Origin of the sequence: Gynuella sunshinyii YC6258, from assembly GCF_000940805.1 — a bacterium.
In the GTDB taxonomy this organism is placed as follows: domain Bacteria; phylum Pseudomonadota; class Gammaproteobacteria; order Pseudomonadales; family Natronospirillaceae; genus Gynuella; species Gynuella sunshinyii.
In genome coordinates this window covers 2,541,565-2,564,696 of record NZ_CP007142.1, presented here as the reverse complement: position 1 = coordinate 2,564,696, position 23,132 = coordinate 2,541,565, and the positions used below count along the sequence as shown (strand labels likewise).

At 45.0% G+C, this 23,132-nt stretch carries 20 protein-coding genes; 8 read left to right on the top strand and 12 right to left on the bottom strand.

All coding sequences use genetic code 11. The annotated features are described in order from the left end of the window. Positions 1–275: 275 nt before the first annotated feature. The 3 genes from YC6258_RS11195 (at position 276) to YC6258_RS11180 (ending at position 4,701) form a co-directional block, all read left to right on the top strand. On the top strand, positions 276–1,427 hold the full coding sequence (locus YC6258_RS11195) for a GNAT family N-acetyltransferase (RefSeq protein WP_044617074.1): 1,152 nt from the start codon (positions 276–278) through the stop codon (positions 1,425–1,427). Positions 1,428–1,502: 75 nt separating this feature from the next. Continuing rightward, positions 1,503–3,227, top strand: coding sequence for a proline--tRNA ligase (locus tag YC6258_RS11190; RefSeq protein ID WP_044617073.1), 1,725 nt, complete (start codon positions 1,503–1,505; stop codon positions 3,225–3,227). A 952-nt stretch (positions 3,228–4,179) separates the two neighbouring features. Next, positions 4,180–4,701, top strand: a complete 522-nt coding sequence (locus YC6258_RS11180) for a hypothetical protein (RefSeq protein ID WP_144407615.1) — start codon at positions 4,180–4,182, stop codon at positions 4,699–4,701. Between the two features lie 1,149 nt (positions 4,702–5,850). Here YC6258_RS11180 and YC6258_RS11160 read toward each other — a convergent pair. Beyond that, a complete protein-coding gene (locus YC6258_RS11160; protein ID WP_044617067.1) occupies positions 5,851–6,081 on the bottom strand; it encodes a hypothetical protein in 231 nt (76 codons plus the stop codon). Positions 6,082–6,222: 141 nt separating this feature from the next. Continuing rightward, entirely contained in the window at positions 6,223–6,561 is a 339-nt protein-coding gene (locus YC6258_RS11155) for a DUF1820 family protein (RefSeq protein WP_044617066.1), read from the bottom strand. Positions 6,562–6,718: 157 nt separating this feature from the next. Here YC6258_RS11155 and miaB point away from each other — a divergent pair, with 157 nt between their 5' ends. From miaB to YC6258_RS11135, 4 genes are all read left to right on the top strand, one after another. Then, positions 6,719–8,065, top strand: coding sequence for a tRNA (N6-isopentenyl adenosine(37)-C2)-methylthiotransferase MiaB (gene miaB / locus YC6258_RS11150; protein WP_044617065.1), 1,347 nt, complete (start codon positions 6,719–6,721; stop codon positions 8,063–8,065). An 83-nt stretch (positions 8,066–8,148) separates the two neighbouring features. Then, positions 8,149–9,162, top strand: coding sequence for a PhoH family protein (locus tag YC6258_RS11145; protein ID WP_044617064.1), 1,014 nt, complete (start codon positions 8,149–8,151; stop codon positions 9,160–9,162). A 29-nt stretch (positions 9,163–9,191) separates the two neighbouring features. Further along, entirely contained in the window at positions 9,192–9,668 is a 477-nt protein-coding gene (gene ybeY, locus YC6258_RS11140; RefSeq protein ID WP_044617063.1) for an rRNA maturation RNase YbeY, read from the top strand. 21 nt (positions 9,669–9,689) lie between these two features. After that, positions 9,690–10,544, top strand: a complete 855-nt coding sequence (locus YC6258_RS11135) for a CorC family transporter (protein WP_044617062.1) — start codon at positions 9,690–9,692, stop codon at positions 10,542–10,544. Positions 10,545–10,573: 29 nt separating this feature from the next. Here the strand turns inward: YC6258_RS11135 and YC6258_RS30240 are convergent, their stop codons facing one another. From YC6258_RS30240 to cysM, 5 genes are all read right to left on the bottom strand, one after another. Then, complete coding sequence (locus tag YC6258_RS30240) at positions 10,574–10,738, bottom strand: hypothetical protein (RefSeq protein WP_169748955.1); 165 nt, start codon at positions 10,736–10,738, stop codon at positions 10,574–10,576. Between the two features lie 218 nt (positions 10,739–10,956). Further along, the gene (mazG, locus tag YC6258_RS11130) at positions 10,957–11,775 is read right to left on the bottom strand and encodes a nucleoside triphosphate pyrophosphohydrolase (RefSeq protein ID WP_044617061.1); all 819 of its coding nucleotides are present in this window, start codon (positions 11,773–11,775) and stop codon (positions 10,957–10,959) included. Continuing rightward, on the bottom strand, positions 11,772–14,021 hold the full coding sequence (gene relA / locus YC6258_RS11125) for a GTP diphosphokinase (protein WP_044617060.1): 2,250 nt from the start codon (positions 14,019–14,021) through the stop codon (positions 11,772–11,774). The genes mazG and relA overlap by 4 nt, the downstream gene beginning before the upstream one ends. Before the next feature lie 12 nt (positions 14,022–14,033). Beyond that, positions 14,034–15,326, bottom strand: a complete 1,293-nt coding sequence (locus tag YC6258_RS11120; RefSeq protein WP_044617059.1) for a TRAM domain-containing protein — start codon at positions 15,324–15,326, stop codon at positions 14,034–14,036. Between the two features lie 32 nt (positions 15,327–15,358). Then, positions 15,359–16,252 (bottom strand): cysteine synthase CysM, encoded by an 894-nt coding sequence (gene cysM, locus YC6258_RS11115; protein ID WP_044617058.1) that lies wholly within the window; start codon positions 16,250–16,252, stop codon positions 15,359–15,361. A gap of 222 nt (positions 16,253–16,474) precedes the next feature. On the opposite strand from cysM, the gene YC6258_RS11110 reads away from it, so the two are divergent. Then, positions 16,475–19,330: a response regulator gene (locus YC6258_RS11110; protein ID WP_044617057.1), complete on the top strand. Its 2,856-nt coding sequence runs from the start codon at positions 16,475–16,477 to the stop codon at positions 19,328–19,330. Positions 19,331–19,372: 42 nt separating this feature from the next. Here the strand turns inward: YC6258_RS11110 and recO are convergent, their stop codons facing one another. The 5 genes from recO to lepB are packed head-to-tail and all read right to left on the bottom strand — an operon-like array spanning position 19,373 to position 23,132. Further along, positions 19,373–20,053, bottom strand: a complete 681-nt coding sequence (recO, locus tag YC6258_RS11105; protein ID WP_044617056.1) for a DNA repair protein RecO — start codon at positions 20,051–20,053, stop codon at positions 19,373–19,375. Positions 20,054–20,068: 15 nt separating this feature from the next. Then, positions 20,069–20,986 carry a GTPase Era gene (gene era / locus YC6258_RS11100; RefSeq protein WP_044617055.1) on the bottom strand — a complete coding sequence of 306 codons (918 nt, stop codon included), beginning with the start codon at positions 20,984–20,986 and terminating at the stop codon, positions 20,069–20,071. A gap of 3 nt (positions 20,987–20,989) precedes the next feature. Next, complete coding sequence (rnc, locus tag YC6258_RS11095; protein ID WP_044617054.1) at positions 20,990–21,676, bottom strand: ribonuclease III; 687 nt, start codon at positions 21,674–21,676, stop codon at positions 20,990–20,992. Beyond that, complete coding sequence (locus tag YC6258_RS11090; protein WP_044617053.1) at positions 21,673–22,044, bottom strand: DUF4845 domain-containing protein; 372 nt, start codon at positions 22,042–22,044, stop codon at positions 21,673–21,675. Before YC6258_RS11090 ends, rnc begins: the two co-directional genes overlap by 4 nt. Positions 22,045–22,049: 5 nt before the next feature. Next, complete coding sequence (gene lepB / locus YC6258_RS11085) at positions 22,050–23,132, bottom strand: signal peptidase I (RefSeq protein WP_052830217.1); 1,083 nt, start codon at positions 23,130–23,132, stop codon at positions 22,050–22,052.

Sequence of the window (23,132 nt, the reverse complement as noted above, 5' to 3'; positions counted from 1 at the left end):
CCTGACAAATTGTGATCAAAGCGACCAGCATCAGCTAATCATCAGTCAATTCCTGTGACAGAACAATAACAGATGATAGTAAACAATGGATTTAACTGCTTTTTCCACTACAGGCAATAATCAAATAGTGCCCCATATAATCCCAAAAAAAACATACTTAGAAACGAAAAGCCACCCGTTTCAGTCAAAAGCAGGTAAAACCCGATAACACAAACTGTCTTGATCAGGCATTATGGTCAAGATGTTCTGTAATTGAGCTGACTGACCATTAACCAATGAATACCCGCATCATCACCTGGACCAACTCGATCCTCGAAATCGACGAAGAGGCATATAACGCTTTACAACAAAGCGGCTACCCGTTTTTGAGCTATCCATTTTTGTCCGCACTGGAAGAAAGTGGCGTTTGTACTGCTGAGAATGGCTGGCAGCCCATGTTTTTGTGTGTATATGAAGGTTCAGCTCTGGTAGGTGTCATGCCCGGTTATCTAAAAAGTCATTCCTATGGTGAGTATGTATTCGATTGGAGTTGGGCACATGCTTACGATCAACATCAATTACCATACTACCCCAAATTTATCTGTGCAGTTCCATTTACCCCAGTTATGGGGCCAAGGTTCTTATGGGATAAACAGCATGAGGAACATGATGTTGGTTGCTATATGATCGAGGCCATCAAAACCTTCTGTCAGGAAAATAACCTGTCATCCTGGCATTGCCTGTTCCCTGATCCAGAACAGCATGCTTGCCTGGAAAACCTCGGCGACCTACTTACCAGGGTGGACTGTCAATACCATTGGCATAACCGCAACTACCACTCCTTTGAAGACTTCTTATTACGGATGACCTCGCGAAAACGTAAAAACATTAAGAAAGAACGACGGAGAATCATTGAGCAGGAGTTAAAGATAAAACGTTTTACCAGCGTTGGAATTACTGATGAATTGTTGGAACACTTTTATCTGTTTTATCACTCAACCTATTTGAAGCGGGGACGTCAGGGATATCTGAATAAACGCTTTTTTAAGTCTGTACTGGCACAACTTAAGGACCAAATTCTTCTGGTAATGGCATTTCGAGAAGATCAGCCGGTAGCCGGATCGCTATTCTTTTATGATCAGACCGCACTCTATGGTCGTTACTGGGGCAGTCTGCAGGAATATGACGGATTGCATTTCGAATGTTGTTATTATCAGGGGATAGAGTTCTGTATTGAGCATTCACTGCTCCGGTTTGATCCAGGCACTCAAGGTGAGCACAAGATTTCTCGAGGTTTTGAACCGACATTCACCCGGTCACTCCATTATATAAGCCATTCAGGTTTTCGTGATGCTATCAGTCGATTCGTGCAACAAGAGCGCATTCATATTGAAGCCTATGCAAATGAGGCAAGATCATTACTCCCGTTCAATCAGGAGAATTCATAGAGCCTCTACCTCTTCTCTACATAAACCACTAGAATGCCGCATCCTTAAGCTCCGATAAGAATACAGGAACGAGAAATGCGCGCTAGCAAGTATTTAACCGCCACAGTGAAAGAAACCCCGGCCGATGCCGTTGTCATCAGCCATAAACTCATGTTAAGAGCGGGAATGATCCGCAAAGTTGCATCAGGTCTGTATACATGGTTGCCACTGGGTCTGCGCGTACTGCAAAAAGTTGAAAAAATTATCCGGGAAGAAATGAACAGAGCTGGTGCTCATGAAGTGTTAATGCCATGCGTGCAACCCGCTGAACTGTGGAAGGAAAGCGGTCGCTGGGATGAGATGGGTCCACTGATGTTACATCTGAAAGACCGTCATGAACGAGACTTCGTCTTTGGCCCTACCCATGAAGAGGTCATCACCGATCTGGTTCGTAATGAAATCACCAGCTACAAACAGCTGCCAATTAACTTTTATCAAATTCAAACTAAATTCCGCGATGAGTTCAGACCCCGCTTTGGCGTTATGAGAACACGCGAATTTATTATGAAAGATGCTTACTCATTTCATATTGATGCCCAAAGTCTGCAGCAGGAATATGACAACATGTATGCCACATACTGTCGCATTTTTGATCGGCTGGGCCTCGATTATCGCCCGGTACTGGCAGATACCGGCGCAATTGGCGGTAACGCCTCACACGAATTCCAAGTATTAGCTGAGTCGGGTGAAGACTATATCGCGTTTTCAGATAGCAGCGACTATGCCGCCAATATTGAACTGGCGGAAGCGATTATGCCTGAAAGCGAACGCGAACCCGCAAAGCAAGAATTGACGCTGGTAGATACACCTGATGCTAAAACCATCGCCCAACTGGTCGACCAATTTGACCTACCAATCGAAAAAACCGTTAAAACGCTGGTCGTAGAAGCCGATGAGTCTGTCGAAGGTGGGCTCATAGCACTTATTATCAGAGGCGATCATGAATTGAATGAGCTAAAAGCTGAAAAACTTGCCAAGGTTAAGTCTCCCCTGACGATGGCAGATGAAAACAGCATTCGAGCGGTTGTTGGAGCTGGCCCGGGTTCTTTGGGCCCATTGAATCTACCTATCCCTTTTATTGTTGATCGCACGGTCACCAAGATGAGTGACTTTGGAGCCGGGGCCAATATCGAGGACAAACACTATTTCGGAATAAACTGGGGAAGAGATCTGGAATATACCGATGTGGCTGATATCAGAAACATTGTTGAAGGTGATCCAAGCCCATGCGGTTCAGGGAAAATTCTGATCAAAAAAGGCATCGAAGTGGGTCATGTGTTCCAATTGGGTGATAAGTATTCCAAAAGCATGAATGCCACTGTCCTGGATCAGAATGGCAAAGCTCAAACATTATCAATGGGATGCTACGGTATTGGCGTCACCAGGATTGTAGCTGCGGCCATCGAGCAAAACCATGATGAGAACGGAATTGTCTGGCCCGAGCCTATGACACCATTCCATATTGGTATCGTGCCCCTAAATGCACATAAATCTCCAGAGGTTATGGAAACAGCTGAACAAATTTATCAACAACTAACGGATGCCGGGTTTGACGTATATCTTGATGACCGGGACAAAAAAACCAGTCCTGGTGTCAAGTTTGCCGACATGGAACTGATTGGCATTCCTCATCGACTGGTAATTAGCGACAAAGGTCTGGAAGAGGGGATTGTTGAATACAAACACCGTAGCAATGCAGAAAAAGAGAATATTTCTGTGACTGACGTGGTCGCTAAGTTAAAAGATACCATCGTTCTCTGAAACCCAGTTTCTCCTCTTCCTTTAACCCGACGGCTGCCGTCGGGTTAAACTGTCAGTGACTTATTCTGTCAAATTGTTACTACAACATCTCCCACAATAAAGTTGCACCCTGCCATTTATGAGAACAAATTCTGCAAACTTTAATTTGATTTAACAAAGAGCTATCTATGTCACAATTCGACACAATAAAACGCATAAAAAAACAGAGGACAATGGCACTGTTAGCGGATTGGCAAAGTAGGCCATTTATGTACACTGCAAGCATCGGATCTAATGACGATCCAACCATATAACAGAAAAATACCTTATTTTAATTATAACTAGGGATTTCCGGTGTCCAGAATCAGAAATCAAACACTGTTAGATATCGACAGAGTACTGAAAACCCATCTGAATTATCCATATGAAGTTAAAAATCATCCCCAGGGAAACCCTTTCCTGAGTATTTATATATCAGAGAAGCCCATTTTTCATTTTAGTGTTAGTCACGCCGAAGTATCAGGACAATTCCTGACTTTTGAGTCACCTGGTAAATTTCTGGAAACTAATGAAAAGTGTCTAAGACAGAGCTTTCAGCTTGTTTTACAAGCATTGAATCAGTGGGTTGCAAGAGCAGAAGCCGAACTGACGAAAACGGATCATTTGAAAGTGTCGAAAACAAACAAAATACCCAAAACCAACCCGCTTACCAATGACTATCACTCAGAGTTGTTGAACACGGAGTCCATACTTCAGTCCTACATTGTTGATGTCAGTCAATAATAATCATAGCGGTTCAATAAGAGTGATAACGTAGCCTAGCTCTTATCCATAGTTTCGCCTAAACATAATAAGTTTAAGGTAAACTCCTGGATCAGAATTGCAAAAACAATAAAAGAGGGTAATGTTACGGAGTTTAGTTCAAGTGACTCTACCACTCTCTAACGTCGTGTTTGGGGGAACTATGCCATCTGTGAGAGAAAAAACGCTGAAAGAGTTACAAACACTCTTAAATAGGGTGAATCCTGGCGTATATAACATTGTGAATTCTGCCAATGAAACCCCCTTTCTCACTATCTCCTCCAATTCCCGAGATGACTTCAATTTTACAGTCAGTCTTTCCGAATCAGTAGTCGGTGGGTTCATCACTTACGAATCGCCGGGTATTTATCTAATGGATGGCGAACACTATGAAAGAGCCAATTTCCGCCTTGTCATTCAAGCTGCTCTGAATTGGTCAAGACGCGTAAAAAATGATCTCCAGGAACAACAACTGCGGCCCAATAAAGTCATTTCCATCGACCACACTGAAACCAATACAGCCAACCACCAAAATGAGCTGGTACTGATGAAAAAATCACAGCGGGAAATGGAAAACCTTCTTTTGGCACAAAACAAAAAAATGAGAATACTTGAGTCAGCTCTGGCAAGACTTGAAACCGAACTAGAACAAAGCGACAACGCAGAACCAACAGGAGTACGATTGACGCTTTAAGTGCAACACCAGTGAATTTAATACCGCCCTGCTAACTTTGCTCTCCCTACTCTGCTGTCGAAGGCTATTTTTTCCGCCGGTATTCATCCCTGCGAATCTTAATAGGTATTAATTTACGTTGGTGTTGATTACGAATCAGCACAGCCATGAAGATGGCCAACAATATAATAGAGATAGACATAAAGCCTCCCGCTGGATTGCTTATTACACCGTTGTAGAAGAGCTTATCTCTTCTTCGTCGAAACCACCGGCCCTTCATCATCCTGATTACCGGTATATTCAGCGCTCCCCTCTTAAAGCAGCTCCTTCGTTCTGCCCCAGGAAAACGACTTCCAATCTCTGATCATCCAAAATGGTTCACTCATCTACAGTAACAAAACCAAGCGGATTATCTGAATTTATGTGGCCAGCCGAGATAATTGCAACCTGCCATACATTTATTGTAGCCTGCAACTCGTGTCCTGGCTTGAGAATCGACCAAATCTTTGCACCATGCTTTCCTGGTACTAACAACTCTATCTCCAAGCTCGTCGCTCCTTCCTATCACAATGCCAACAGATGGCTTTCGGATAGGAGTTACCAGATGAGACAAAATCAACAACATAATTGATCTGTAACTCACCAATCTCAGACAAACTACACTCAATCAACACCATACAGACTCTGCCTGAACCCACACGATCAATAATGTGCACATCGGCAGACACGATTTGATCAATGAAACCGGAAGCAATTTTTACGCCGCTGCGGGTAAGTTTTCCGAACACTCCACTCCCAGTGACTCAACAACAAAACATTCTCTGAACTAACCATCAGAGATATGTCCTCAAAGGTCATAATCGGTATTAACCTTAACGTCCCCAGGCAGGAAATCTGTCAAGCATTACGCAAAAAAACATTCCCAAGGCACAATCACCTTCAATGATAAATCTCGCTTTGATATGCGAAATAAACATATACCCCTAAACCTCCACCTCTCTGATCATTCAAGACAGCACAGAAGAGCAAACCTAAACACCCAAGAGGCATTTCCGTTTTTTGTCCCCTCTTCGACATTAGTGATTTCGGCCCAGCCAGAACATGCTGATAATGCTGCTGTCGATCGACCACAGGTCCACCCAGTTCCATCTACCGAAACAAACCCACGGGTCAATCATCCATAGTAGTTTTCAAATCAACCAGCTCATGCTGGGTATCAATGGAACTTTTAGATGGTTGAGATAAAGAATTGGTGGTCACGGTAGTAGGCTTTTGATACCTAAACGCAAAAGAGGCAAGAGAAATAGGATCATGCAGCACCCTGGGTAGAGGAGCATACCTGAATAACACCAGGGCAAAAAACAGCACCAGGAAAAATGCTAAAAAGATATTGGATCGCACTTACTACTACCTGAAATCGGTTTTGTCTGGATAGATTAGTCTATTAATTCACAGACACCCGCCCAGGATACGATTCGACACAACATCGACCCAATTGGCTAAAAAATACTCAGCAACAGCCGTAGACACACAGTACAACTGTTAATCCGATGACCTTCCTGACCCTGGCCCATAAGTGACCGGGAATGCTTTCACTTTACCAGCGCCCGGCTCAAGCATTTTGGAGACACCTTCTTTTTCTACTTCATCAATCCGGACAATCGCATGCATGGGAATATAACTGCGCTTCACACCACTAAATTCAGCCTTGAGCTTTTCCTCTCCCGGATCAACCACAAGCTGACTCCGTTCTCCAAAAATCAGCTCTTCAACCTCGATGAAACCGTACATATCACTTTGAAATACGTGACTGCAGAATACTTCATAGATTTTGTCCTGATTAACAAAAATGACTTTATAGATACTTTTTTCTTTTTTCATGAATCCCAACTTTAAGAGCAACTTATCACCAGTATAGCCGGTTCACACGCAAATTAATCTGGAAAAACTACCGATGAAGACACTCCATCGGTATAATCGCCGGCCCATCTAAATGGGTCTTAATTCTTAGCGTTCAATAGTACAGGTACAGTATTTCATGACCAAAAAGCTTTATATCAAAACCTACGGTTGTCAGATGAATGAATACGACTCTGCGCGTATGGCTGATCTGCTGAATGAGAGTCATGAGCTGGAACTCACCGACGATCCCGAAGAAGCAGACGTCGTCTTAATGAACACTTGCTCCATTCGAGAAAAAGCGCAGGAAAAAGTGTTTCATGAACTTGGACGCTGGAAGAAAATAAAAGCTCGCAAACCTGGCTTGAAGATTGGAGTTGGTGGCTGCGTTGCGAGTCAGGAAGGGGAAAATATCAGCAAGCGGGCCCCTTATGTCGATATGATATTTGGCCCTCAGACCCTGCATCGCCTGCCAGGCATGCTCGATTCCACCACACAACCCAATCAGATTGCCGTAGTCGACGTTACGTTTCCTGAAATCGAAAAGTTTGATCACCTCCCAGCTCCCAAAAGCGATGGCGTCAGCGCATATGTCTCTGTAATGGAAGGGTGTTCCAAATATTGCACATTCTGTGTAGTACCCTATACCCGGGGCGAAGAAGTCAGTCGTCCATTTGATGACGTTATTGCCGAGGTTGTTCATCTGGCTGGGCAAGGTGTCCGTGAAATCAACTTTCTAGGACAGAACGTCAATGCCTATTGTGGCAGCAAGCACGATGGGGAAAATGCCGACTTGGCTGAACTGATCACAGTTGCCTCGCAAATTGAAGGTATAGACCGAATTCGTTTTACCACCTCTCATCCGGTTGAATTCTCTGACACACTGATAGATGTCTACAATGATGTCCCAGAGCTTGTGTCTCATCTTCATCTACCGGTTCAAAGTGGTTCTGACCGGATCCTGGCTGCCATGAAACGTGGTCACAAAGTATCGGAATACGTGGATAAATTGGAGAGAATACGGAAAATCAGGCCAAACATCAGTTTTTCGTCAGACTTCATTATCGGTTTTCCTGGTGAAACAAATGATGATTTTGAAGCAACCATGAATCTGATTGCTCAAATCAACTTTGATCATTCATTCAGCTTTGTTTATAGCGCCCGTCCTGGCACCCCGGCTGCCAGCATGGAAGACGACACTGACATGGAAACCAAAAAACAGAGACTTTCTATTCTACAGACCAGAATTAACCAACAAAGTATGAATATCAGTCGTGGCATGGTGGGCACTACCCAGATTATCCTGGTCACCGGTGCCTCTGAGAAAAACCCAGCGGACTTGTTCGGGCGCACCGAAAACAACCGTTCCACCTACTTTGAATGCCAGGATCGTTCAATGATTGGCAAATTCGTTCAGGTTAAAATTACTGAGGCTTACCCTAACTCCTTACGTGGAGAGTTAATCAATGCAGATCTGGCCTACTAACAGGCGGGTCATGTAATTAATCTGATTGCATAATTCACTGTTCGAGTTATGCTTTAGCTATCTTTGATTCCAGCGGAGTAAATTTGAGTTCCACTTTAACATCGTCAGACAACAGCTTGCTGCTAACCCTTGAGCCAGACAGTCCCCGCAGGTTGGCAAACCTTTGTGGACTTGCCAATGACCATCTCAAGCAGATTGAAAAACGCCTGAATATCCGAATATCCAGCCGAGGCAATCATTTTGAGCTCAATGGTGAAGACAGAACCGTCAGAGCTGCTGGAGAAATACTGAAACGTCTATATCGTGAAACGCAAAATAATCAGGATATCACCCCCGATCTGGTTCACCTTTTTTTACAGGAATCAGCCGTTGATGAAGTACTGGAAACCGAGCAAACGACCAGTGAGTTTGATGAAAGCCTTATCTCTGTCATTCAAACACCAAAATCAACCGTTCGACCACGTGGCCGGCATCAAAAACAATACGTACACAACATTCTCAATAACGACATAAATTTCGGTATTGGACCTGCTGGAACAGGCAAGACGTTTTTGGCTGTTGCCTGTGCAGTCATGGCATTCAAACAAGATATCATACGTCGAATTCTGCTGGTCAGACCGGCCGTTGAAGCCGGTGAAAAGCTTGGCTTTCTGCCTGGCGATTTGAGCCAAAAAGTAGATCCGTACTTAAGGCCATTATATGACGCATTATATGAAATGCTTGGTTTCGAAATGGTCGAAAAGTTGATAGAAAAGAACGTTATTGAAATCGCTCCTCTGGCTTATATGCGTGGAAGGACCTTATCAAACGCCTTCATCATTCTGGACGAAAGCCAGAACACTACCGAGGAACAAATGAAAATGTTCCTGACTCGTATTGGCTTTGGTTCAACTGCGGTTATCACCGGCGATCCTTCACAGGTTGACCTTCCACGTGGCAGCCGCTCAGGACTGGTTCATGCGATCAAGGTTCTGAATAACGTTGCCGGGATAAGCTTCACCCATTTCAACAGCAAAGATGTAGTGAGACACCCTTTGGTACAGCGTATTGTCGACGCTTACGAAATGTATGAAGCTCCTGAAACCAAGAAACAATAAAGAACTATGGTCCTGGTATGAAACCTCCAATGCCAAGTATCGAACTTGATTTTCAGGTTGCCTGCTCTTCATCGGATATTCCCGCTGAATCCTTATTCCACTCTTGGATAGAATCTGCAGTAACTGGATCAGGCATCGAACATCCCATCGTGTCCATCAGAGTAGTTGCAATAGACGAAAGCAGACACCTAAATAGTACCTACAGAGGAAAAGATAGTTCCACCAATGTATTGTCTTTTCCCTTTGAGCCTCCTCATGGCGTACCCGAAGAAGAGTTTGCCGGCTTTCTGGGTGACTTGGTCATTTGCGCCGATGTAGTCAACGCTGAAGCTCAACAACAGAACAAGCCGCTGCATCATCATTGGGCACATATTGTCATTCATGGGGTACTTCACCTGTTAGGCTATGACCATATTGATGAACATGACGCAGAGGAAATGGAAAGCCTGGAACGCCAATTGCTGGCAACTTTAAACATACCTGATCCTTATTTGGTTAATGACTGACTAGAAGGTTTAAAACTGACTATGAGCGAAGATCGACCGAGCCAGAGTAACAACAAGAAAACTTGGCTTGAGAAGGTAGCCGATGCTTTCATCGGCGAACCGAGGGACCGCGAAGATTTAAAAGCAATCATCTTCGAGGCAAGGGAAAATGACATCATCGATCATGAAGCGTTTAAGATCATCGATGGAGCAATGTCGGTTTCGGAATTACACGTGCGCGACATTATGGTTCCCAGATCCCACATGGTGCTGCTGGACTCTGAAAAAGACCTGGCGGATATCCTGCCTATTATCGTTGATTCAGGACACTCTCGTTTTCCGGTTACTGGTGACAAGAATGACGAAATTATTGGCGTTCTGATTGCCAAAGATCTGTTGAAGTTAGCCATGGAAACCAGCTTTTCGTTGGCTGATATGTCGCAAAAATGGAAGTCCCTGTTCAGGCCAGTAAACTTTGTACCCGAAAGCAAGCGATTGAATGTGCTATTAAATGATTTTCGCCTTAACCGAAATCACATGGCCATTGTGGTAGATGAGTATGGTGGAATAGCGGGTCTTGTCACAATTGAGGACGTACTGGAAGAAATTGTTGGCGACATCGATGACGAACACGACAGTCAGGAGACGCCCAATATCCGTGTACTGGATGATGGAAAACAGGCCGTTGACGCCCTAACTCCTATCGAAGAGTTTAATGATTTTTTTGGAACCGAATTCAGTGATGATGAATTCGATACAATTGGCGGGATCGTTACCCATAGCTTTGGTCGCTTACCCAAACGAGACGAAACCATTCAAATCGGTAATCTTAACTTCCGGGTTTTAAATGCCGATGACAGACGTTTAAAACTGATGGAAGTCAGCGACGTTAGTTAGACTAACGACCTCGTGATTAACACACCCAATCAGTTATCGCTCAACACAGCTGTTTTTTGATAATCCAGCTCTTGGGCGGTAACCTTAGTACATGCTTTACGGTAGCTTTTTTTGCTCTCTTCTTTAGCATGGGCAGCTTTTGCACTTTCTTCCAGAAAGCCTATAAAAGACTTCTTACTTTTTTTATCAACCATGATATTTACTCTCTTTTCTCTCACAATAAATCGACTTGCTATATAGACCACTTTATACAATCTGATGTCACACACAATCAGAAAGTTTCTGAAAAAGAATAATAGACAGTTTTTATTCAGATATATTGATCTATCTAAATATAATCGTAGTCCACTAAAACAAATTTAAAAGAAAAGACGAAAGACCTTCACTGTTATTAACAAAATCACCAATGGCGTCATTTTTCTGCCAACATTTGTTTAGCGTGCTGCCAAAGTTGTTCCTGCTCAGACAAGCTCATATTGGCAAGGTCCTTTTGTGATTTCTGTGCAATCTGTTCCATTTTACGAAAGCGGGATTCAAACTTTTGCGCTGACTGTCGCAGACAGGATTCAGGATCAATAGCCAGGTGACGGGATAAATTGACGAGTGTGAAAAAGACGTCACCCAACTCATCTTCTACGGCAACTGAATCACCAGCATCTAGCGCCTCTTCGAGTTCCTCAATTTCCGCTCTAAGCATCCCCAGGACATCTTTTTTTTCGGTCCAGTCAAAACCGACACGAGCCGCTTTTTTTTGTAACTTGAAGGCCCGCTGCAACGCAGGAAAGGTCGATGGCACTCCCGCCAAAGCAGACTCGTCTTTCTTTACCTCCGGCTTCTCCTGCAGTTTGATCAGTTCCCAGTTCTGGTTAATCTGTTCTTCTGAAATTTCACCCGAATCTCTCCAACTCTCAAAAGTCCCATCAGGAAATACATGCGGATGTCGACGAAGAAGTTTCTTAACAAGTTTGTCGATGAGCGATTCCAGTGAAAAACGATCTTCTTCACGAGCAAACTGACAATAAAAAATAATGTGAAACAGCAGATCTCCCAGTTCCTCTTCAACATGGGACCAGTCCCGATTTTCGATCGCTTCAACCACCTCATATACTTCTTCCAATGTATGAGGAACAATGCTTTGCCAATCCTGCTTCACATCCCAGGGACATCCTCGTTCAGGATCACGCAACCGAGTCATCAAATATACGAGATCATCAAGAGTATATGTCTTCATGCTCCTCCTCCATCCACAGCGCGCTGAACAGAAACGATATTAGACAATGACCTGATCTTGTTCATAAGCCTTCCCAACTGATCGATATCACTGATCTCCACAGTCATAATCATGTCTGCCATTCCCTCATCCCGGTTCGAAAGCGTGTTAACTGAAGTAACATTCACACTATCATTAGCCAGAACATTCATAACATCGCGTAACAGCCCAGTCCGGTCATAAGCCAAAATTTCGAGCCGAACCGGGTAAAAGTGAGTCTTTTCACCTCCCCAGTTAACTTCGACGATTTTCTCAGGCTCCTCATTTCTCAGCTGCAAAATATTAATGCAGTCCTGTCGATGCACGGAAATTCCACGCCCCTGAGTAATAAACCCCAGAATAGGATCACCAGGTACCGGCTGACAACACGATGCAATTGTCGTCAAAAGGTTACCGACACCTGCAATTTCAATGTTACTTTCTGCCTCCGAGCGCTTATGGTGCGTCTTTGCCTTCCTTTGTTGCACCTGATGTTTGCCAGCCATCTGCTCTGCAATATGTACGACCTGCATCAACCGCAAATCACCGGCCCCTATGGCGGCAAACATGTCTTCACTATTCTCGTAATTAACCTTCTCAGCCAGATCATTGAAGTTAACGACCGGCAAACCAAAACGAGTCAGCTCGGTTCGCAATGCTTTACTACCGTATTCAACATTTTGATCGCGATCTTGCAGCTTAAACCAGCCTTTGATTTTTGCCCGTGCCCGGGCAGTCGTCACGTACCCAAGATCAATATTGAGCCAATCGCGACTGGGCTTGCCATTTTTAGCTGTCAGGATCTCTACCTGGTCACCTGTATGCAGCTTATAGGCCAATGGCACTATACGACCATTCACTTTTGCCCCACGACAAGAATGACCCACTTCGGTATGCACTTTATAGGCGAAGTCAATTGGCGTGGCATTATTAGGGAGGTCAACAACATGGCCATCGGGCGTTAATACATAAATACGATCATTGATGTCTTCAACATCACCCAGCTCTTCTACCAGTTCATCAATGCCGCCAAGTTCTTCATGCCACTCTAATACCTGACGCAACCACGAAATTTTTTCCTCATAACCGGAATGAGCAGTACTGGTATCTGTGCCTTTATATTTGTAGTGCGCACAAACTCCCTTTTCAGCATCTTCATGCATTTGAAATGTTCTGATCTGTATTTCCAGAACGTTGCCTTCCGGACCAATCACCGCCGTATGCAATGACCGATAACCGTTCTGCTTGGGGTTGGCAATATAATCGTCAAACTCACGGGGAATGTTTCGCCAGAATGAATGAAGAATTCCCAGCACGGTGTAACAGTCTTTCAACTCGTTCACCAGGATACGCACAGCGCGGATATCGTATACCTGAGAAAAACCGATATTCTTGCGCTGCATTTTTCGCCAGATGCTATAGATATGCTTGGCCCGACCAAACACTTGCGCATCGGTCAGGCCGGCATCAACCAAGGCATGTTTTATTTTACTGATAACCGCATCTATATATTGCTGACGATCAAGACGTTTCTCATCAAGTAGTTTGGCAATTTTTTTATACTGAGTAGGTTCAAGATAGCGGAACGCGAGATCTTCCAACTCCCACTTTATTTGTCCAACACCCAATCTATGTGCCAATGGGGCATAGACATCAAACACTTCACGAGCGACTTTATAACGTCGCTGCGCTGGGGCATGTTTAACAGCCCGAATAGCACACGTACGCTCTGCCAGTTTTAATAACACCACACGCACATCATTTATCATAGTAACCAGCATCTTGCGCACACCTTCCAATTGCGCTTCACGCTGCCCTAATACCACTTCACGGGTGGTTTTGTGCTTCTGATGTATAGCTGCCATTTGCAGCGCACCGTTTATCAACTTGCTGACTGACGGCCCAAACTGATCCAGCACGGTTTCTTTTGGTAACTTTCCTTCTCTAACAGCGCGATACAATACCGCGGCAACCAGAGACTCCTGCTCCATATGCAGCTCAGCCAGAATTTCTGCCATCTCAAGGCCAGTACGATAAGAACTCGCTCCCTCGCCCCAGCTGTTTTCAACGCAGTTGGCTTCTTCTTCCGCTAAGCGGGCCAATCGGCACGCATGTACTAATTCGTCTTCATCAATGAGAGTGACCTGGGTCTTGATTCTTGCCAACCATGCATCCAGATCTACACTGCCATCCTGAAATACAGGTTGGTCTTGCCTGACTTTAACCATAACAATGACTTCTTATTTTTTTCTGGCACGCGCAAACACTGCGATGCTTTCCACATGGGCGGTATGGGGAAACATATCCAATACACCCGCCCTCGATAAACTATAGCCCTGACTCACCAATATTCCCGCATCACGGGCTAATGTTGCCGGATTGCAGGAAACATATACGATCCGTTCAGGGTTTAAGCGTGACATTTCTTCACATATTTGCTTTGCCCCCGATCTTGGAGGATCTAAAAGCAATTTATTTGCCTGATTGCCTTCAAGGCTTTTGACGGCCTGCGAATCAAACAGATCCATGACCATAAACTTAATATCAAGATCATTGTGACGGGCATTCAGTTTCCCCTGTTGCACCAGATCTTCACTCCCCTCGTATGCAAAAACAGATGCACCACGTGCCGCCAAGGGTAAAGAAAAATTCCCGGAACCGGAAAACAGATCCATAATCCTGTCATCATTACCAGGTTCAAGCTGATTCACCGCACACTCCACCAACAATTGATTAACACGTCTGTTTACTTGAGTGAAATGAGAAGGCCGAAATGCAAGATTCAGAGTTTTGGCTCCGCCGGGCAGACCATAGCAAAGTTGATGGTCATGACTCTCCACAATTGGCATGCCTTGAACAGAAATCTCGTAATCAGAAGTCAGCGCACTAAGACTAAGCTGCAATCGAGCCAATTGCTCTTGAGATGGCTTTACCGTCAAGATCAGATGGACTCCGAGCCGCTGCTGATCATCCTGGCAGACTTCGATTTCAGCCTGCTTCAAAGGCAATTGTTTCAATACCGGCACAACAACAGACCAGTCAAGATCAGTAATGGGACAATGTTCTATTGCTACCAGCTCATGGCTACGGCCACGCTTATATCCGATTTTACCCTGACGTAAAGCCAGTTTGGTACGCGAACGATAAGTCCTGATCTGCTCACCAATGACCGGCTGCAACCAGTTATCCGGCTGCAGCCCGGAATAACGCTGCAATTGGTCCGCCAAAGCCTGTTGCTTGATTTGGAGCTGTATCTCATGGGGAACATGCTGCAGGGTACAGCCACCACAATCATTATAATAAGGACAAAAAGCCTCACAGCGATCAGCAGAGCGCTCCAACAACTGTTCAACAACTGCAACCAGAACAGTCTGTTTCTGCTCAACCACCCGAACCCTAACACGTTCTTCAGGCATTGCCTGGGGCACAAATACGGTGTTCCCCTCATACCACCCGATTCCCTGGCCATGGTGATCATACTTACCGATTGTCAGCTCGATCACAGACCCTACCAGCGAAGTGCCAACACGCATGGGTTTTCTAGATTGAAATGATTTAAAACGCTTCATTGGGGAGAAAATAATCCAGTGGATAAATAACGATCTCCACGATCACAAATTATGGTCACAATCACAGCATTTTTCAGACCCTCTGCAAGTCTCAAAGCACCGGCAACTGCACCACCAGAACTGACCCCGCAAAAAATGCCTTCCTCGGTGGCCAACTGACGCATGGTCTGCTCTGCTACTTTCTGTTCAATATCAAGAACCCTGTCGACCCTTGAGGCATCATATATTTCGGGCAGATATTCATTCGGCCAGCGGCGGATACCTGGAATACTCGATCCGTCTGCCGGCTGCAAACCGACAACTTCGATCATTGGATTTTGTTCTTTCAAATAACGACTGGTTCCCATAATCGTGCCAGTGGTACCCATGGCGCTGACAAAATGCGTTATTTCCCCGCGAGTCTGTTGCCAAATCTCCGGCCCCGTGCCGACGTAATGGGCTAGAGGGTTATTCTGGTTAGAAAACTGGTTGAGCACTCTGCCCCTGCCTTCAGCCTCCATCTGAATCGCCAGGTCACGTGCTCCTTCCATACCTTCTTCTTTGGACACCAAGATCAGCTCAGCACCGTAAGCAACCATGGCATCTTTTCTTTCCTGACTTAAATTGTCCGGCATGATCAGAGTCATATGATATCCCTTGATTGCCGCAACCATAGCCAATGCAATACCGGTATTACCACTGGTCGCTTCAATTAGGTTGTCACCCGGTTTAATCATTCCCTGCTGTTCAGCCTGTTGAATCATGCTAAGCGCTGGACGATCTTTTACCGAACCTGCTGGATTGCTACCTTCCAGCTTGGCCAATATCGTATTGTTCTCACCTGCGCTTAAGCGCTGAAGACGCACAAGGGGGGTGTTCCCGATACATTGTTCAATGGTTGGATACAAAATACTCTCCTTAGGAGTCGGTTAAATCATGTAATCAGAGATAGCAAACAAATTGCCGGTAAAACGAATGAACCTCAAAATCCGCCTGTTCTGAACACTTTCGTGGGGTTCATATAAAGAGTTTGTGCGCGGCAATGATACTCCATTTTCAGACCAAACTATCATTAGAGCACGAAGTCAGAGAGAATACCGACTGACTAGCCTAAGACTTTTATCTTCTATGTTATGAAGCGCCTGGAATTAAAACGACAAATCTTATTACTGACTATCACTCCCTCCATTTTGATGGCTCTGATCTTCATCATCTGGTTCAGTTGGCAACAAGTGTCAAATCTGGAGCAGGAGCTTAGAAGTCGCGGGGAATCGGCCAGCCGGCGACTGGTGGATGCTGTTGAATATGGCCTCATTGCCAATAATTTCTCGTTGCTTCAGCAAATTGCCCGGGCGACCCTGAACGAGCCCGATGCAAGAGCTATCAATATTTATAACAACAAGCTCAAGATTGTTGCTCAGGCAGGTCCAAAAATGAATCCGGTATCCACACCGATGCCCTTTTCTGACTCAGTCAGTGTTATTGAAAGTACCAGCACCATTCGTTATCGGGTACCAGTGACCAATCAAAGGCAGGAATACTATGTCCAGCCCTCACAGTTACGAAAGGAACCCCAGCTTGGATGGGTGGAACTTGAGTTTTCAAAAGCCAATATTCGTACTGAACAATATAAAAATGTGCTGGTAAATGTATTATTGTTTCTGGCTGCAATATTTCTGACCAGTCTGGCTGGCATTGCTGCCACCAAGGGAGTTATTACACCACTGAAAAAGCTCGCCGCTGCTGTAGACAGCATTCGTGAAGGTGATCTCGACAAACGGATAGATGCCTTTGGTGATGGCGAGATCATGGAGTTGTCGGAAGGTATCAACGCTATGGCGGAATCCCTTCAGATTGCTCATAGGGAAATGCAGACAAATATCGATCAGGCCACTCAGGATCTGAGAGAGACACTGGAAACCATCGAAATCCAAAACATCGAACTCGACATGGCCCGGCGGGAAGCTCTCGAAGCAAGCCGGATTAAGTCCGAGTTTTTGGCCAACATGAGCCATGAAATCAGAACTCCCCTCAACGGCATACTGGGATTTACCAAGTTGTTGTTGAAATCCAATTTGCACGAAAAACAGAAAGAATATGCCCGCACCATACATTCTTCATCTGAAAGCCTCCTGAGCATCATCAATGACGTGCTCGATTTCGCCAAAATCGAAGCTGGTAAACTGCTACTCGATAATCGCAGCATGAATCTTTACGAGACTATCGAAGATGTATTGACCATGCTGGCACCATCAGCCCATGCCCGTGGCCTGGAGTTGGTTTCGCTGGTGTATTCCGATGTTCCCCCACAGGTGGTCAGCGATCAGTTACGAATCAAACAGGTCTTAACCAACCTGGTGAATAATGCGATTAAGTTCACCCAAAAAGGTAGTGTTACAGTCAGAGTTTCTTTGGAAAGCATGCGCAATGATCAGGTCATCATCCGTATCGCTGTTACAGATACCGGTATCGGTCTGACCAAGGAACAACAAAAAGCTCTGTTCACGGCCTTTCAGCAGGCAGATTCCTCCACCGCCCGGGAATATGGCGGTACCGGACTTGGTCTGGTGATATCCAAGCGGCTGGTTGAACAAATGGGCGGTGACATCGGTCTGGAAAGCGAACGCCAAAAAGGGTCCACGTTCTGGTTCACGATCCGTGCAGACCGGGCAAGCAGCAAAGAAACTCCCAACGCTCAAGCCTCTCTTCAAGGCATCAAAACCTTGCTGCTGGAACCTCACGATCTTGCCCGCATATCACTGAAGCACATTTTAAACAGCTGGGACATCGAGGTGTTCGAAGCATCCACCCCCCAGGAAGCAATCAAACACCTGCAATCGCACAATGACATTATGGGGTTGATTGCTGGTCTGTCACCGGAAGGGGGCAGTACTGCTCAATTACAGTACGCACTGGAACAGTTCAAACAGGATTTTGGTCTGGCAATTATCCTGTTAACCACTAGTACTGAAGAAACTCTCGATTCAGAAGTGTTAGCTGGACTGGTATCTGCTTCTATTTCAAAACCAGTAAAACGCAAACAATTATTACAGGCTTTGACCAAGCTGGCCTTGGATAAAAATGTAACACCATTAAACATGAGCAGCAGCTCATCAGCAGTTAGCATAATAAATTCTGATACTGGAAGCCATAAATTGAAAATTCTGGCAGTGGATGATAATGCTGCCAACCTGAAGTTGTTGGCGGCCTTACTGGATGATCTCAATATAGATGTGATAACTGCCAGTAGTGGTAAGGACGCCTTGATGCTGATTGAAAATAACACCTTTGATCTGATTTTTATGGATATACAAATGCCTCAAATGGATGGTATTGAAACCACAGAACGCATTCGTTCAAATGAAGGTAACCGGACCAGAACGCCCATTGTGGCATTGACAGCCCATGCTCTAGCGGGTGAAAAAGAAAACCTTCTGGCCCGCGGACTGGACGATTATCTGACCAAACCAATTGACGAGAGCATCCTGGCCAAAACCATCACCAAGTGGACAGGCATTGATCCATCTGTCACGTCCAGCAGCGTTCAGATCATCGAACGTCGGGTTGCATCCTATGAGGCCTCCAATGAATATCCCAGCATCGATTTAGTAGTCGGTCTGGAACGGGCATCTGGCAAACTTGGATTAGCAAAAGACATGATGAGAATGCTAATAGACAGCCTGGGCAATGACGCTGATGCTATCTCATCTGCTTATCATGACAATGATCATGAAGCATTACTGGAAGCAGTACATAAATTGCACGGCGCTTGTCATTACTGCGGAGTTATCAAGCTGCAAAAACTCGCTCATGACACAGAAAGTGCCATTAAAACCAAAAACTATAACGAGCTTGAGGATAAACTCATGCTGTTATATGAAGAAATAGCAGAAATACAGCGCTGGTCAAAAATCAGCGACATGGACAGAGAGTTTATGAAAGCCACTAAGATATATGCTAAAAACAAGCAACTGTCTTCGCCGCCCTAATTAATCAGCATCAGGCAGCACAACAACAGCCTCTGGTTTGATTTATAACTGGGAAGCGGATTCAAACAACTCGCGGGATTTTAATGTTTTGCCTCCCAGAAGGAGATTGATTTCAGTAGTCAAAATCCGCTTAGCCCAGAACAATGCAGACTCTGCTTGCCACTCATTGTGGGCAATCGCAAGCAGTATTACACCACTGATAACAGCGGTGCTGGATGTCGCAACAGCAAACCCATTGCCCGCATAATACTGATAAGCGTTATCTTTGCTGATGCTTTGGCCCTGGAGATCGACGAGCCAGTCAAGTCCGTATCCCAACTGCTCAAGCAGTGTTTTCTCAAAATAACGAATGGCGGGATGAGTATCTGCACTGTGTTGCAACAAATGCAAGGTGCTGCTGTAAAGGCCATAAATAACACTATTATGGTCATAACGACCCAACAGATGATAAATCAGTTCGTTGATATAAAGCCCATAGAAACCAAGTGATCCACTTAACTGATGCACTGCTCCGCTCACCTGCCACTCAAGCAAACGTTTTTGTTCCGATCTGCCAGAAAACTCGATAGTCAGCTCCTGAAACAAAGGCAGCGGTCTGGACGCACGTTTTCTTATTAAAGGCAGTTTTCCATATTCAGGAGTGAGGCACTCAATTAACTCAGACTCATCCATCCAGGGTTTTCGATGGATGATGTACGCAGGCTGTTGTTTTCGACCAGACATACCCAACACCTGCGGTTATTTTGGATCAAAGTATCCCAAACTTTTCAGCGCCCGATCATCATCGGACCAGCCACCCTTTACCTTAACCCACAAGTGCAGCATGATCCGGACATCGAACAGTTTCTCCATATCCTTACGGGCTTCCTGACCAATACTTTTTAAGCGGGAACCCTTATCACCGATAACAATTTTCTTCTGTCCTGCACGACTAACGAGAATAGCGGCATGAATGTGTAATGTTCCGTTTTCAAAGGACCAGTTTTCAATCTCAACCGCCACGTCATAGGGTAGCTCTGCACCCAACTGACGCATAATCTTTTCCCGAACGATCTCAGCCGCCAGAAAACGCTCCGTACGATCAGTAATTTGATCCTCAGGATAATAGTGGACATTAACCGGCATATGATCCAGCAGATAACGCTCTAATCGATGCAGGTTGTTTCCCCTTAACGCAGAAATGGGGAAAACCTGATCAAACTGGAAAAAAGTACTGACTTTTTCAATAAATGGCAGCAACTGAGCCTTATCTTCCAGCTGATCCATTTTATTTATACCCAAAATCACCGGACATCGGGATGACTTCAGCTGCTCCAACACATGCTCATCTTCCGGCGTCCAACGATCACGCTCAACCAGAAACAAGATCACGTCAACGTCTTTAATCGCTGTTGTGGCAGTACGGTTCATATAGCGATTAATCGCTTTAGGCTGGCCCTGGTGGATACCGGGCGTGTCTACAAAGATGATCTGAACACTATCAACCGTATGAATACCGATGATCTGATTACGAGTCGTTTGGGGTTTTCGAGAGGTAATACTGATTTTCTGACCTAGAATATGGTTCATCAGAGTGGATTTGCCAACATTGGGGCGCCCCACAATAGCCACATAACCACAATGTGTGGCTGATGATGAATCAGGATGATCGTTCATAATTTACTTAACTCCCAGACGTTTCAGCGCCAGCCTGGCCGCCTGTTGTTCTGCGCCTCTACGGCTACTACCCTCACCACTTACAGGAGTATCCAACAATACCGATGAGCAACTTACACAAAAGGTTTGCGAATGAGCCTCACCAGTGATGGATACCACTTCATATTCTGGCAAAGGATACTTTCGGCCCTGCAGGTATTCCTGTAACTGAGTCTTGGGATCCTTTAGCTGGCTGTCCAGCTGTATATGCTGCAGGTATTCCTGGTACCAGTTGAGAATAAGCTGCTTGGTACTTTCAAACCCCTTATCCAGAAACGCCGCCCCAATAATTGCCTCAACCGCATCAGCCAGTATAGACTCCCGGCGATAACCACCACTTTTGAGTTCACCGCTCCCGAGTCGCAAATAATCCCCAAGTCCCCAGGACAACGCCAGCTCAGCAAGCGTAGTACCTTTTACCAGCTTGGCCCTGAGGCGACTTAACTGACCTTCTTTTGCATGAGGAAACTTGTTGAATAAGGCTTCAGCAATCGTGAAATTTAAGATAGAGTCACCCAGAAATTCCAGTCGCTCATTATTCTTTGAGCCAGAATGACTGCGGTGAGTCAAGGCCAGTTCCAACAACTCTTCATTGTGGAACTGGTAGTTCAGAATCGAACTGAGTTGGTTTATATTTTTGGATTGACTCACGGAAGCAGCGAATATTCTTTATGAAATTTGACCAGGGCATCAACGTTAAACATGATGTGTACCTGTTTTGAATAGTCCAGAACCATTTTTTTCGGGTTGGACTTGGTATCAAGTTTTAATCCTTCCTTAGCATCAAACTCAACATTATTGACCAGCATGCGCTTGGACAAACTGTTCCGGAGATCTGAAATTGACATTTCTGCGGTACCTGATTCATCCGCCATTGATTGCAACATTCCGTTCAGATACCACTGGTCCATATATACCGGCCCCAGTTTCACCACCAGCGTAGCGAAAAAAGACACGATCAAAATTAAAAATGCTACGGTATATACAGACATCCCACGTTGCTTTTTCAGAGATTTCATTTCGTTTATTCCAACCACTTGTTATGACTGAAACTGGGGATAGAACCAAGTTTTGGCCAGTGCACCCAGACCACAAAGGCTTTTCCTAGAATGGCCTGTTCATCAACAAAACCGAAAAACCTTGAGTCCTTACTATTATCACGATTGTCCCCCATGGCGAAATATTTTCCCTCCGGAACTGTGATTTCCTCCCCCTGTCTGGGATAACTTCCAAAAGGACGTTTACCGTCTAAGTATTTAAACTTGTAGATAAGATGAGTTACATCGCCAATGTGTTCTTCGAATACTCGCACCGGAGCCCCAACATCAGGCTCAATATCATCACCAATATAGTTAGCGGTGACTTCTTCATCATTGATCCAGAGCCGGCTTTTGTTGTAATCGAAACGAATACGATCTCCGGGAACCGCAATCACTCTTTTAATATAGGTCATATCGGGTTCATGTGGTGGCTTGAACACAAAGATATCCCCACGTTTGGGCTCACCTACTGGAAAAATTTTAGTTCCCAGAACCGGGAGTTTCACACCATAGGCGAACTTGTTGACGGCGATAAAGTCACCAATCTGTAGTGTGGGAATCATGGAGCCGGAAGGGATCTGATAAGGCTCAATGAGAAAGGAACGCAAACCAAAAACAATGAGCAATACAGGGAAAAAGGAGCGGGCATATTCTATGGCCAGAGGCTCATCATTTGCTCTGCCTTGTATTGTATCGTCACTACTATATTTTTCAGCCAGCTGGGATGCCAACTTATTACGAAGTCTTTTTAAGTAAAGCACATCGAATAAATACAAAATACCAGATATCAAACAGGCAATGCTCAGAAAGATGGAAAAATCCATACTTTTACGAATTGCCAGAAAAATTAATGGTACGAGCGATACAATGAAGATACCTCCCAAAAAACGGGCATACTTCGGTTCAGAAAATATCCGCTTCAACTCCCCACTAGAAATCTCTGCATCAACTTTCGCATACGCTTTACGATACCTGAGGCTGCCCATGATCATCACTTCCAGCATCCAAGCCAAACCGGTAATCGCGCTGAACCATGCTGCAATCGGAAACCAAAATTCTACCTGCAT

What these genes read in the sequence shown, in the direction of transcription:
- YC6258_RS11195 (WP_044617074.1), top strand. Translation starts at nt 276, where the DNA reads ATGAATACCCGCATCATCACCTGGACCAACTCGATCCTCGAAATCGAC.
- YC6258_RS11190 (WP_044617073.1), top strand. Translation starts at nt 1,503, where the DNA reads ATGCGCGCTAGCAAGTATTTAACCGCCACAGTGAAAGAAACCCCGGCC.
- YC6258_RS11155 (WP_044617066.1), bottom strand. Translation starts at nt 6,561, where the DNA reads ATGAAAAAAGAAAAAAGTATCTATAAAGTCATTTTTGTTAATCAGGAC.
- miaB (WP_044617065.1), top strand. Translation starts at nt 6,719, where the DNA reads ATGACCAAAAAGCTTTATATCAAAACCTACGGTTGTCAGATGAATGAA.
- ybeY (WP_044617063.1), top strand. Translation starts at nt 9,192, where the DNA reads ATGCCAAGTATCGAACTTGATTTTCAGGTTGCCTGCTCTTCATCGGAT.
- YC6258_RS11135 (WP_044617062.1), top strand. Translation starts at nt 9,690, where the DNA reads ATGAGCGAAGATCGACCGAGCCAGAGTAACAACAAGAAAACTTGGCTT.
- YC6258_RS30240 (WP_169748955.1), bottom strand. Translation starts at nt 10,738, where the DNA reads ATGGTTGATAAAAAAAGTAAGAAGTCTTTTATAGGCTTTCTGGAAGAA.
- mazG (WP_044617061.1), bottom strand. Translation starts at nt 11,775, where the DNA reads ATGAAGACATATACTCTTGATGATCTCGTATATTTGATGACTCGGTTG.
- relA (WP_044617060.1), bottom strand. Translation starts at nt 14,021, where the DNA reads ATGGTTAAAGTCAGGCAAGACCAACCTGTATTTCAGGATGGCAGTGTA.
- YC6258_RS11120 (WP_044617059.1), bottom strand. Translation starts at nt 15,326, where the DNA reads ATGCGTGTTGGCACTTCGCTGGTAGGGTCTGTGATCGAGCTGACAATC.
- YC6258_RS11110 (WP_044617057.1), top strand. Translation starts at nt 16,475, where the DNA reads ATGAAGCGCCTGGAATTAAAACGACAAATCTTATTACTGACTATCACT.
- recO (WP_044617056.1), bottom strand. Translation starts at nt 20,053, where the DNA reads ATGTCTGGTCGAAAACAACAGCCTGCGTACATCATCCATCGAAAACCC.
- era (WP_044617055.1), bottom strand. Translation starts at nt 20,986, where the DNA reads ATGAACGATCATCCTGATTCATCATCAGCCACACATTGTGGTTATGTG.
- YC6258_RS11090 (WP_044617053.1), bottom strand. Translation starts at nt 22,044, where the DNA reads ATGAAATCTCTGAAAAAGCAACGTGGGATGTCTGTATATACCGTAGCA.
- lepB (WP_052830217.1), bottom strand. Translation starts at nt 23,132, where the DNA reads ATGCAGGTAGAATTTTGGTTTCCGATTGCAGCATGGTTCAGCGCGATT.